Source organism: Metamycoplasma phocicerebrale (assembly GCF_003383595.3).
Taxonomy (GTDB): Bacteria; Bacillota_I; Bacilli_A; order Mycoplasmatales; family Metamycoplasmataceae; genus Metamycoplasma; species Metamycoplasma phocicerebrale.
Genome location: NZ_CP033058.2, coordinates 349,663 through 362,709, shown reverse-complemented (window position 1 = coordinate 362,709; position 13,047 = coordinate 349,663). Strand labels below are relative to the sequence as shown.

12 protein-coding genes are annotated in these 13,047 nt (G+C 25.0%); 10 read left to right on the top strand and 2 right to left on the bottom strand.

The window, feature by feature from the left end; genetic code table 4:
• Positions 1-20: 20 nt before the first annotated feature.
• The gene (locus DMC14_RS06060) at positions 21-569 is read right to left on the bottom strand and encodes a hypothetical protein (RefSeq protein ID WP_277870954.1); all 549 of its coding nucleotides are present in this window, start codon (positions 567-569) and stop codon (positions 21-23) included.
• A gap of 99 nt (positions 570-668) precedes the next feature.
• Positions 669-1,298 (bottom strand): hypothetical protein, encoded by a 630-nt coding sequence (locus tag DMC14_RS06055; protein WP_277870953.1) that lies wholly within the window; start codon positions 1,296-1,298, stop codon positions 669-671.
• A gap of 272 nt (positions 1,299-1,570) precedes the next feature.
• Here DMC14_RS06055 and DMC14_RS01430 point away from each other — a divergent pair, with 272 nt between their 5' ends.
• From DMC14_RS01430 to gap, 10 genes are all read left to right on the top strand, one after another.
• Positions 1,571-2,401: a glycoside hydrolase family 16 protein gene (locus DMC14_RS01430; RefSeq protein WP_137412662.1), complete on the top strand. Its 831-nt coding sequence runs from the start codon at positions 1,571-1,573 to the stop codon at positions 2,399-2,401.
• Positions 2,380-2,733, top strand: a complete 354-nt coding sequence (locus DMC14_RS06050) for a hypothetical protein (RefSeq protein ID WP_116171463.1) — start codon at positions 2,380-2,382, stop codon at positions 2,731-2,733. The genes DMC14_RS01430 and DMC14_RS06050 overlap by 22 nt, the downstream gene beginning before the upstream one ends.
• 290 nt (positions 2,734-3,023) lie before the next feature.
• Positions 3,024-4,535 carry an MSC_0624 family F1-like ATPase-associated membrane protein gene (locus DMC14_RS06045; RefSeq protein ID WP_116171462.1) on the top strand — a complete coding sequence of 504 codons (1,512 nt, stop codon included), beginning with the start codon at positions 3,024-3,026 and terminating at the stop codon, positions 4,533-4,535.
• Positions 4,522-5,025 carry a DUF2714 domain-containing protein gene (locus DMC14_RS01415; protein WP_116171461.1) on the top strand — a complete coding sequence of 168 codons (504 nt, stop codon included), beginning with the start codon at positions 4,522-4,524 and terminating at the stop codon, positions 5,023-5,025. The genes DMC14_RS06045 and DMC14_RS01415 overlap by 14 nt, the downstream gene beginning before the upstream one ends.
• Positions 5,026-5,036: 11 nt before the next feature.
• On the top strand, positions 5,037-5,966 hold the full coding sequence (locus DMC14_RS06040) for an MSC_0622 family F1-like ATPase gamma subunit (RefSeq protein WP_116171460.1): 930 nt from the start codon (positions 5,037-5,039) through the stop codon (positions 5,964-5,966).
• Positions 5,953-6,429, top strand: coding sequence for an MSC_0621 family F1-like ATPase epsilon subunit (locus tag DMC14_RS06035; protein ID WP_116171459.1), 477 nt, complete (start codon positions 5,953-5,955; stop codon positions 6,427-6,429). Before DMC14_RS06040 ends, DMC14_RS06035 begins: the two co-directional genes overlap by 14 nt.
• Entirely contained in the window at positions 6,429-8,534 is a 2,106-nt protein-coding gene (locus DMC14_RS06030; protein ID WP_116171458.1) for an MSC_0620 family F1-like ATPase-associated subunit, read from the top strand. Before DMC14_RS06035 ends, DMC14_RS06030 begins: the two co-directional genes overlap by 1 nt.
• Before the next feature lie 217 nt (positions 8,535-8,751).
• Positions 8,752-10,323 carry an MSC_0619 family F1-like ATPase alpha subunit gene (locus DMC14_RS01395; RefSeq protein WP_116171795.1) on the top strand — a complete coding sequence of 524 codons (1,572 nt, stop codon included), beginning with the start codon at positions 8,752-8,754 and terminating at the stop codon, positions 10,321-10,323.
• On the top strand, positions 10,323-11,702 hold the full coding sequence (locus DMC14_RS01390) for an MSC_0618 family F1-like ATPase beta subunit (protein ID WP_116171457.1): 1,380 nt from the start codon (positions 10,323-10,325) through the stop codon (positions 11,700-11,702). Before DMC14_RS01395 ends, DMC14_RS01390 begins: the two co-directional genes overlap by 1 nt.
• A gap of 151 nt (positions 11,703-11,853) precedes the next feature.
• Positions 11,854-12,855, top strand: a complete 1,002-nt coding sequence (gene gap, locus DMC14_RS01385; RefSeq protein WP_116171456.1) for a type I glyceraldehyde-3-phosphate dehydrogenase — start codon at positions 11,854-11,856, stop codon at positions 12,853-12,855.
• Positions 12,856-13,047 lie beyond the last annotated feature (192 nt).

Here is a 13,047-nt window from a genome sequence, read left to right as displayed (position 1 = left end):
ATTTATGTGTATTTTTAAAATTATTTAAGAAAACTTGTAAAGCCTTTAAAGTGTTTTTTAAATCATTGTTCAGGGTATGTAAATGAAGAGGCTGAAGTAGTTGATGTATAACCGTAAATAACTTCTTCTTTTACATCTTTTCAATTTAATGTTCAATTTGAGCCTTGTTCCTTAAGAGCTTTTGAAACAATTTCATAAATTTTTGAATCTTTATTTACAAAAATGTATGCACGATAAAAACCAACTTTTGGTAAATCCGCTCCAGTTTTTGCTAATTCATCAATGTGATTTTTTAAATCTTGTGTATAGCCTTCTGAAGTTTTGTCTGGGTTTTTTGTTTTATCTTTGTTAATATATAAAGAATCCTTGTTAAATGTTTTGTAATTATTGAAAGCTTCTACCAACATTTTTTCATCTGAAAATTTTGGTTGTGAAGTGTTGTCTAGAGATACATAAGGGTCAATAATTTGAACATCTCTACCTGCTTGTAAAATAAAGCTTGAATCGCCAGATTGTGTTGCTCATGTATCAATAGGTAAGAATGCAATATCAATAGAACCTGATTTCAAGAATGAAGCTGCTGCATTATAATTGCTTGATACAGCTATATCAATATTGTCTAATTTTAATTCTTCTTTAAAATATTTTGAAAGCTTTTCAGTTGCTTTTTAAACTAAAGAAGCATCTGAAGAAGGAATAAATTGTATTTTTATTTTTTTAGTTCCAACTTTTGTAAAGGTTTTTGTAGCTGAATCATATTTAATATATTCGCTTTCTCCTGTTGGAGTATTTTTATAAGCTTTTTTCTTATCACCTTTAATATTATATGTAATTTCTGAATCATAACCTACAGGTGTATAACCGTCATGATTGTAAATTTTAAAAATACTTTGTATTTTGCCTTGAGAATCAATATAGGTTAAATTGCCTTCTTTATTTGATTTCTTTTGTGCAGCTGCTTCATTAACAGCTTTAATTAATAATTGTTGCATAGCTTCAATATCGCCTTTTTTCAAGTCTTGTCTTGCCTGAACTCCGTCATTTGAAATAAATTCTGTTGCTCCAACAGCAATTAAATCTTTAGCTTTTTCTCCAGCATAAAATCTAGCATCAGATCATGCTCCTGCTACAGTAATAGATTTATTTGCTAATTTTTGCATTGAATCAGCATATCCTGTAGTTTTAACAACATCAAAATTTGATTGACATTTAGCAGCTACTAAGCCAATAGAAACTGGTGCTACTATAGCTGATAAAATAGATGGTATTAACAATCTTTTTTTGTTAGATAATTTCATATTTTTCTTCTTCCTTATTTTTTAATTTTTATTGATTATTTTTTTTATGTGCTTATTATACATATACAGAAAAACAATATAAAAAAAACAGACCAAAAAACTTGTTTCTTGGCTGTTTTTACATTTTAAAAATGTTAAAAAATTTATGGCTCAATTATTATACATAATTATTATTTCCTTGTTTTATTTTTCATATTTTTTTATTACAAATTTAAAAACTTTAAATAAAATAAAAATTTTTAATTAATTAATAAATAATGTAAAATGAAAATATGAAATCAAAAAATAAAAAAATTCCCGGTTTGTTTTGAGGTATGTCCTTTTTGACTATAAGTTGCTCTTTTGTTGTTTTTAGTTGCAAAGAAACAAAAAATAATAATTCAAAAAAACATTATATTGAAGCCACAAAAGACACTAAAGTTCCTTATTTGGATAATAATTGAGTTTGCACCTGAGCAGATGAATTTGATAGTAATATATTTAATGAAAATAAATGAGAGCAACAAATAAGAAAAAATAATTACAACAATGAAGCACAATACTATACAAATAAAAATATAAGTATTTCTAATTCAGTTTTATCTATATTAGCTAAAAAAGAAAATTATGATGGCAAACAATATACTTCTGGCAAATTAATTACAAAAAATAAAAAACGTTTTAAATATGGACGTTTTCAAATCAAAGCAAGAAACCCGAAAGGTAGAGGAACTTGACCCGCATTATGAATGATGCCTGCGGAAAATAAATATGGAAAGTGACCAAAAAGTGGTGAAATAGATATTATGGAGTATGTGGGATATGAAAATTCTAAAATTTTTCAAACTATTCATACCGAAAAATATAACCACAAAAATAAAACTATGATAGGATCAAATTATAAAATTAATTCTTATGATGATTTTGTAATTTATGATTTTATTTGGTATCCAGATAAATTAGAATGATATACTAATAATAAAAAAATATTTGAAACCAAATATCTTGCAAACAAAACAAAAGACGTTGAACAAGAGTATTTTAAAGTATTCCCATTCGATAAAGAATTTTATTTGATAATTAATTTAGCAATAGGAGGCGATTGAGGAGGAAAAAAGGAATAGATGACTCAATTTTCCCTGCCTCATTTGACATAGATTATGTAAGATATTATGAATTTGATTATCAAAAAGTAGACAAAGAAACACCTAGCACAATTAACCAAATATTTCAATCTCAAAATAAAAGATTTTTATATTGAGAAAAACCAAAAGATGATTATGAAATAGAAAAATATAATATTTATATTAATAATAATTTTTATAAAAGTGTATCTTTAAATCAATTTGATCTTCATAATATAAAAGAAAGTGGTCAACACATTATACAAGTTTCAGCAGTAGATTTTACTAAAAAAGAAAGTCCTTTAAGTGTAAAATTTATTTACAATAAATAATAATTTAATTAATAACAAAAAAGCTTTTAATTTTTTGCTTTTTTTTATTTATTTTTAAAATTTTTATTTTTATAATATTTTTTTTAATTTCTTTTAATTTTTAGAAGAAAAATATAAAAAACTGAATATTTTTAAAAGAAAAGTGTATTTTTGTACATTTTTTTTGACAAAAAAGGGCCTTTTGTGATTAAATTAAGGACAAAAAATCTAAAAATAAGATATTATGTATATTTCAAAATAAAATTATCTTATATTTAAAAAAAATAAATTATAGAAAGGAAGGGGGGAATATGAAACAAACAGTTGATATAAGTAAAACAAGAATTTATAATGACTACAATCCTTTTTTCTTAGGACGTAAAAACAACCTTACTGTTAGGATTTATAAATATGTTCTTTTATCAATACTAGCTTTAGGTTTAATTTTTACTTTAATTTTTATAAAAAAAACTTTTTTTGCTAGTCAAATGTTTACAAGTTGAACTGTTTTGGATTTTTTAAATTTTGAAACTCCTCAAAACCAACAAAGAAACACGTTAATATTATTGCGTTTTATTATCTTAATGTTTATATTCATTTACACAATTTGAAAAAATTATGTAAACATTTATTTTCAAAAAGAAGCAATTAAAAAATATTGACCTTGATTTACTTCATATCTAGTTTTTTCAGTAACAGCATTTATTATGTTGTTTACTTTCTTTGACAACAAACCAACAAATATTGCGTATTTGTATTTCTTTTTAATACCTTTATTTGTTCTTAACTTAACATATTCAATTTTGAATTACAAATTAAAAACAAAAACAGATCCTAATTCACACAATAACAAAATTTCTTTAATTGTTGGATTAGTTTCGCAATTCTTATTATCAGCAGTAGTTATTATTGCTTTACTTTTATGAGTGTGAGGAGCTAATTCTAAAACATCTATAAAAGAAAATTTATTTGTAAACAATACTTTTTATGAATATTGAAAACAATTAGCTAACGGAGAAAAATCTGGTGCTGTATTTATTATATTTGCGTTTACCTTATTAGTATTATCTTTAATTATAGGGTCAAACTCAAATGCTATTTCATTTTTAGCATTTAAACAAAATAAACAAGATTATTTTAAAAATTCTATTATGTTTTCAATAATAATATTTGCAAGTATTATTGTTTGAACCATAAGAGTTTTAACTATACAATGAGACAATACGTCTGTTTTAGGTTATACATTAAACAACTATTATTTCTTATTTGAAATTTTATTTGCTGTTTGTGTAGTGGTTGCATATATACTATTCCAATATTTAAATAGATTAAAATCTAATAGCCACATTATAAATACGATTAGCTTATCTTTTGCACAAGCAACTTTATGAGCTTCATTATTGTTAATTACAGTTTTAAGCAAAAACAATGATTTTGTTAATTTGATTAACTTATTCTTTGTTTCTGTATCGTCTTTAGTTATTTTAGGTTCTTATTTTATAAAAACCATTAATTATAATATAGCTCTTTCAATATTTTTAAAATTTGGAATAATTTCAATAACTATTGCAATTATTGTATTTAACTTAAACCACATATTATTAGCTAATAACAACCAAATTTTTCAAATTATAAATTCAAATCTAGAATTAACACAATTCTTTATGTTAATAGTATCAACAATTTGAATCATTTTCTTAATTTGAACAATTGTGTGATTAATTTTTGTAGCCAACAAAATTACTTTTTTCAAAAATAAAAGAAAAAAAGAAGAAATTCTTATAGAAATAGAAGGGAGTGTAAGTCCAAATGAAGAAAAATAAAAAAATAAGTCCAGAATTATTTGATGTATATACCGATTATAAGGACTCACAAAAAAAAGAAAATTTAACAACCTATAATCAATTAGTTGCTTCGGCTTTATTTAAAAACAATTTAGGTTTTAAAAGTGAATTATATTTAAAATTTTTAGATCTACTAAATGAAGCATTGAAAAAAAGACATGATATGGTATTTGAAGACTTTGTTGTAACATTCAACATTAACCCAAAGTTTAGCCAAAACATATTAGTTCCAATGATTTCAAATGTCGAATCTTCCAACACGGAAGCTATTAATTTAAAAGATTCCTCAAAAAGTGAAATATATAATCAATTTTTGCAAGACTTTAACGAAGAAATTTCAAAAGCTTTAAATGCAGGCAATTATGTAGAAATTATTCCAAATTTCTTATTATATATTTCACCAAATACAAATCAATTAAAGCTTTTATTTAGTGAAGAAATAGTAATTGAAATAGAAAATGCTAAATAAAGGAGGCATCGATGTATTTAAAAACACTAGAAAAAAAATTATCGAACCTTAATAATATTAGAATGAAAGTAAATAATGATAGAAGTGTATTATTAATTTCGATTATGAAAATGACAAAAAAGTTGCGTTTTTATATTAATGATGCTGTGCTTAACAAGAAATTAATAGTTTCATTAAATCAAAAATATGATCTTAATGATTCTGTTATTGGCTCTGAACTAAAATTTTTAGATGGTGAAGAACACACTAAAAAGAAGAAAAAGATTACAAGAGGTCATCAAATATGAATCTATTTAACAGAAGAACAAAAGTATTCTACAGATTCATATTCAAGATATGAAGAAAAAATGCTTGAAATGACCAAGAAAGAAAAAGTAGATTTTATTACTATTGGTGAACAAGCAGCAAACTTCTGTAAAAAAAATAAGTTTAATGTTTTGTTTCAATTTAGTAATAATGATTTAGACATAAATTTTCCATCAAAATTGGTTAGAGTAATTAAAGCATTATATGTTGAATCTAATTATACAAAGGTTTATTTCGTAATTAACACTAATAAAAGCTATAATGAACCTTTTCAAGTTTTACCAATTCAACAATTTAACTTAACAAAATTAGCTAATATAGATGAATCTAAAAATGTTGTCGATCTTACTAAATTTAAAATTTATCCCAACATTGAAGAATTTATTGATGCCCAAATAAATATATTTTTGGAAAACTCAATCCATTCATTAATTATTGAATCTTCATTCTATAAAGCTAAGACCGGTTTGGTTATTACTAACAAATCAATAAATAAATTAGATGAAACTATTACTAAATTAAAGAAAAAACTAAAATTAATTAAACAAGAAAATGAAATAGAAGAGATTGTTATGTTGACAAGAAAAATGACTTCTGATTTTGAAGAGACAGGAGATGAAGATGAACAAATATAATGATCAAGAAAGTTATGATATAGAAATTAATTTTTTAGGTGAAAAACCATATCTTTTAAAAAGAGGGTTAATTTATATAAATATAAATAATGAAGATGCTTGAGAATTAATTGAAAACCAATCAATAGCTAGTTATCCAAACACAATTATTAAAATTGTAGACTTGGTGAATAATGAAACTTGATTTATGTTTTTAAATAATGCAAGTATTTTTGTTGACAATAACAAAATAGAGATAAATAGTTTTTCTAAATTTAACCGTTATACACTAGCTAAAAAGAATGTTAAAGATAATTCATTATTAAAAGAAGTAACAAAAGAAATTGAATATTTTGATGCTAGACAAAACTTTGGATTAGATTTTAACCAATTTGTTTGATTAAATAAATTAAAAGATCAACAATACATTCAAAAAATGATTTTATTATTGAATTTAATAAAAGGCGAAAGGGAGTGAAGATAATGGCAAAAAGATTAAAATTATTATTATCACTTTCAACAATTTCTACATTTGTGGCTGGCCCATCAATTGTACTTATTAGTGGAAAACCAAAGGAAGTTGATCCTAAATTTGACACCTATTTAGCAATTGCTAAAACAGAAACTAAAAAAGCTATAGAAAAAGCTATAGAAAATGCAATTATATATTTAGAAGCAAAATTAAAAGAAGTATCAGAAAAAGAATCAGAAGATGTTTCTGCATTACCAAAAAGAATGTATTTAACTCAAATTGTTGATTTTTATAAAAATAACAAAGCAGATATAATTGACAATCCACAAAATTATGGCATTAATACTGTTTTACCTTTTGTATTATCTAAAGATAGAAAATTATTAGTAGTTAAAATTACATACAATGGTAGAGTTTATGATGGAGTTAAAATTGGTCAATCTGAAATAGCTAGTTATGAAGAAAAAATTAAACCAGATGGAAAAATTGAGGTTATTAAAGAAATCAATAATACTTTAACTGAAGTCGAGTTTAAAACTGCTTTAAAAAAATATACTGATGATTTAGTTGCCAATTTTAATAATATGGTATATCAACAAGCCGACACACCTAATTTTAAAATTGTATTAAAATTTAAATTTGAAGACGGGCAATGAAAACCATATTTAACTATTACTCCTCCTGATGGTTTTACATCATGAAAAGATGCTATTATAAATTCAATTAAACCAAGATTTAATGAATTTGATATAAAGCATAGCCAAGGAACTGATTTTATTCAAGAAGAAGATGAAAAACCTGAAAAACCTGAAAAAGTTCCACTAGTTCCTGGAGATAAACCAAAACCTATAGAAAAAGATGATATAGATGCACTGCCAAATCTAGAACCATTAATTAGATCAGAAAATTTAAGTACTAATATAGACGATTTAATTAACAAATTTATTAGTTTAAAATCAACTGAAAACATACAAAAAGCTAATGAATTATTTTTATTTCAAAACCCTATAAATACTCGTTATTTATATGAAGTCGAAGAACTTAAAAATGAAGCTGGGGTTTTGAAAGCAAAAGTAAGATTATCAGACAGTGTAAAAACTGATAAAAATAGAATATATAATGCTGTTATCAATTTAAATCCTTCTTTACAATTTAAAAAAGAAAGAATGATTCTTGAAAATCAAATTGATGAAGTAAAAATAAATTTTAAAAGATTTTTAGAATCTTTAGGTCTAAATGAAAAAATAGATTATGACGATTTAGGAAATGATAATTTACAACAAACGTTGTTTACAATGGTTGAAATTGCTGGTAAATTAATAAATACTCCTGACTTTGGCAAGGGATTTAAAGAACTTTGAGAAAAAGACACTAAAAACTTTGCTAATAATTTATCTAATGACAAAAACTTGGATGCTTCTATTATTAAAGAAGCTAGAACAAGTATTAAAGAGTTATTTTTAATAACCTTAGCAAATACAATAATTCATTTAAATTATAAAGTTGGAGACAAAACAATAGTTGAAAATTACAACTATTGACACTCAATCACTAAAGCATACGAACAAGTTTTTAAACAATTTGAGGAATCTATTCATAAGAATAAAACAGTTATTGAAAACAATTTTAAAGTTAATTCTTTAAAACCTAGAGTGCTTGAAAATCTATATGAAAAAATTAGAAGAGATCTTTTAAAATTAAAAGCTGAATCAACACAAAGAAATCCATTATTTGTTGAAAAATGATATAGTGATTATTTAAAACTTGTTAAAGAAATAAAAAGTGAATTTAACATACTCAGAGATTTAGCAACAATCAAAGTGGCAGATTCTTCAAACAAAGAAGAACAAAAGAAATTTACTGAAGCATATAAATTAGCTCAAAAAAAAATAGAAAATCAATTCTTTGCCCAAAATAAATTAAAAGTTATTTGAGGTTCTGTTTTATTAACTATTGGAGCAATAAACACAATTATTTCATTGTTATCAATGCTTCTTAAATTTAAAACTAATAAGAAGAGAAAAGTTATTATTGTTTATTTATTAATTTTAATTATATCTCTTGCTATATTAGCATCTGGTATAACAATACTAGCACTAGGAATGAAAGGAATTTAATATGCCTAAAGAAAAGAAAATAATTTCAGAAGAAGTTGTAACTACAACTACAACAAGAAAATATGCTGATAGTTCTAAAAAAGGTACTAAAAAAGAAACAGCTGCTAAAAAAACTACAAAAACAATTAAAGCAGCTAAAGCACCTAAAAAAACTACAGCCAAAAAAACAGTTAAAGCTAAAAGCAAAGTTCAAGATGTTGATAAACTATTAGAGAAAATGGAAGTAAAATCTAAAAAAACTACTAGCACAAGAAAAACTAGAAAATCGAAATCTTCTAACCCAAAAGTGGTTTCAATATTTGATTATATTGTTAAGGTTGAAGGTAATTTTGAATATGAACAAAAACAAATGTATACTTTAGCAAAAAATCCATTAATTAAATTTATATTAATTAGCGCTACAAAAGATTCTGGTTTTCTATTATCTAACTCAAAAGATTCTAAAATTGGTGATGAAGTGGTTTTAGTTGATAAAAAAACTGATATATATACAAGCCCAGAACATTTTGGAAAAATAATTAATATTTTTGGAGACATTATTTTACCTGAAAAAACAAAGGTAAAAATATCAGATAGTTTACCATCAACTTCAATTTTTAAATTAGCTACGAATTTAATGTCTGTAAAAACATTAAATGAACAACTATATACTGGAATCACTATTGTGGACTTACTAATACCTATTGGTAAGGGACAACGTGAATTAATTATTGGTGATAGACAAACAGGAAAAACACATATAGCTTTAAATACAATAATAAATGCAAGTAAGAATGGTATTAAATCAGTTTATGTTGCTATTGGGCAAAAAAGAGAATCTATATCTAGAGTATATAAAATGCTAGAAGAACATGATGCCTTAAAAAATACAATTATTTTATATGCACCTGGTACTAACGTTTATGAACAATATTTAGCTCCTTACATTGGTATGGCACACGCAGAAAACATTTCAAATGAAGATGATGTTTTAATTGTGTTTGATGACTTAACAAAACATGCTAATATTTTTAGAGAAATAGCTCTACTAACAAACAAACCTGTAGGTAAAGAAGCTATGCCAGGTAATATGTTTTTTGCTCATTCATCTTTATTAGAAAGAGCCGGTTCTTTTGAACATAGAAAAACTATTACTGCTTTACCAATTGTACAAACAATTGATGGAGATATAACTAGTTTAATTTCATCAAATATAATATCAATTACTGATGGACAAATTGTTACAAGTACAGAATTATTCTCAGCTGGAAAACTACCTGCAATTGATATCAATTTATCTGTGTCAAGAACTGGTTCTATGGTTCAAGGTAGAACAATGGCAAGAGTTGCTACTGATATTGGAAAAACATATCACAAATTTAAACACCATTTAAAACTAGCAATGCTAGATTATGATTTTAATGAAGAAACAACTCAATTGTTATATAAAGGAAAAATGATTGACAAAATGTTTTTACAAAGAGGTTTTTCTCTTTATTCACAACGCTTTCTATTATTAATGTCTAAATTAATTTCTTGAAGTATACTTAATGGAATTAAAGATGAACAAAAAGCCTTAGAGTTTTTAAATGCTCTAATCGACACTAATGAAGAAGCTAAAAAAGCCTTTGAAACCATTAAAGAAACAGCAGATTATGATGATAATATAATGCGTGGATACTTTGCTTATGCTTTACAACAATATTCAGATTATATGAAATTAGGATGAGTAATTAAATTAGATCATAAATATGTAAATTTTGAAGACTCATATTTAGAAGAATTAGCACATATTTTAGGAGATAAATAATGACTGGAACAATTACAAAATTTTGATCAGATATTGTTGAAATAGAATTTAAAAAAGGTGATTTGCCAAAAATCGACCAATTATTAACATTACACAATGAAAAAAGTTTTTTATTGGTTAAGAGAATTATCAATAATACAACAATTAGAGCTATAGTGATATACACAGATAAAGATATAAATATAAATGATGAAGTAAAAAGTACAAACCAAAGTTTTATGGTTCCTGTAGGACACAATTCAAAAAATAATATTTATAACTTTTGAGGAGAACCACAATTACCAGTAAGAGGGTCTTCAATTAAAAAAGTTGAAATGAACTCAACTATCAACAACACTAAATTCTTAGATAATGAACTAGAAATTGTTGAAACAGGTATTAAGGCAATTGACTTTTTCATGCCTATTATAAAAGGTTATAAATTAGGTATTTTTGGTGGGGCCGGTGTTGGTAAAACTGTATTAATGAAAGAATTAATATTTAATGTTAACCGTAAAGATGAAAAAACTTCTAACATTTTTATAGGTTCCGGAGAGCGTTCTCGTGAAGCTATCGAATTATTTAATGAATTAAAAGATTCAGATTTAATGAAAAACTCAGTTATGTATATTTCTAAAATGAATGAATCTCCTGGGGCTAGAATGTCAATAGTTCCTATTGGGGTAACAGCAGCTGAATATTTAAGAGATGTAGAGAAAGAAGACGTTTTATTATTTGTTGATAACATGTATCGTTTTGTACAAGCAGAAAATGAGGTTAGTGCTTCTTTGGGTAAAAGACCATCAATTGGTGGATACCAATCAACATTAGAAAGTGATGTTGCAACTGTTGAAGACCGTCTATTTAAAAACGAAAAAGGTTCAATTACTTCATTTCAGACAATATTTTTACCAATGGATGATTTAAGTGACCCTTCAGCTGTAGCAATCTTTAATCACTTGGATGGTAATTTAGTTTTATCTCGTGCACAAACAGCCAAAAACTTATTTCCTGCCTTTGATCCTTTAGCTAGTTCATCAAACTCAGTTGATGAAAAAATTATAGGTAAAAGACACTTTAATGCAATAATAGAAGCTAAAAAAGTTTTAAATGAATATAAAAATTTAGAAGATGTTATTTTAATTTTAGGTTTCGATGAATTGGATGCCGATAGTAAAATAGTGGTTAAAAAAGCATTACAATTAGAAAATTTCTTTACACAAAATTTCTTTATGACTGAACAATTTACAAAAGCGCCAGGAACTTATGTTCCTTTAGAAGAAACAGTTGAAAGTGTTATTAGAATTTTAGAAGGTAAATACATTAAACAAAGCCCCGAAATATTCTTATATGTTGGATCAAATTTAGATATTCCTACAGACGAAGAATTAGGTTTATAATTTATAAAAAAGAGTTGCTATAATACTGCTTCTCTTTTTTTATTTATCTTGCTTTAACTAAGTCTAATAAAATTGTTTTTAATGTTATAATTTATTTGTATATTTAAACTAAAAATTAATAAAAATATTAATTTAAAAAAATGGAGAAAATATGAAAACAAAAATAGCTATAAATGGTTTCGGCAGAATTGGTCGTTTAATTTTTAGAGAAATATGAAATGACAAAAATTTAGAAGTTGTAGGGATTAATGATTTAACTGATGCTAAAACATTGGCACATTTATTAAAATATGATACAGCTCATGGAACATTTAAAAATGAAATAAAAAATACAGAAAAATCTATTATTATTGACAATAAAGAATTTCCTATTTTTAGTGAAAAAGATCCTTCACAATTACCATGAAAAAAACTAAATGTAGATATAGTAATTGAAGGCACTGGTAGATTTTTAACAACAGAATTAGCAGGACTACATATAAAAGCAGGAGCTAAAAAAGTTTTAATTACAGCCCCTTCAAAAAGCCCTGAAGTGAAAACAATTGTATATTCAGTTAATGAAAATACTCTTGACAAAAACGACGTTATTGTATCGGGCGCCTCATGTACAACCAACTGTTTAGCACCTGTTCTAAATGTTTTACAAAATAATTTTGGGATTGTAAAAGGTTTTATGACTACAATACACTCATATACAGCAGACCAAAGACTTCAAGATGCTCCACACAATGATTTAAGAAGAGCAAGAGCAGCAGCATCAAATATGATTCCAACTACAACAGGAGCAGCTAAATCAATTGGAAAGGTTATTCCTAGTTTAAAAGGAAAAATGAATGGTATTGCTTTAAGAGTACCAACAATAACAGGTTCTATCATTGATGTAACATTAGAATTGGAAAAAGATACTACTGTGGAAGAAATTAATAAAGTAATGAAAAAAAGTGCTTCAGAATCGTTATTTTACACAGATGAACCTATTGTTTCAAGTGATGTTATTGGTTCTAATGCAGGCTCAATTTTCGATTCTCTTTTAACACAAGTTTTGGAAGTAGATGGCAAAAAACTATATAAAGTATATGCCTGATATGATAATGAATCTTCATTTGTTAATCAATATATAAGAACTTTAAAACATTTAGCTAACCTTAAATAAAGAAATAATTTTTATAAAAAGATAAAACAAAAAAATACAGCTTTTTTCGCTGTATTCCTTAAATGAAATATCAAGTGCAACACATAATTGTGCTTGATGTTTTTATTATATATTTAAAATTTTAAAGTTTGTAAAAATATATGTTTTTTTTGTTTTTATGTATTTTTTAAACAATTTAAATAAACAAAAAAC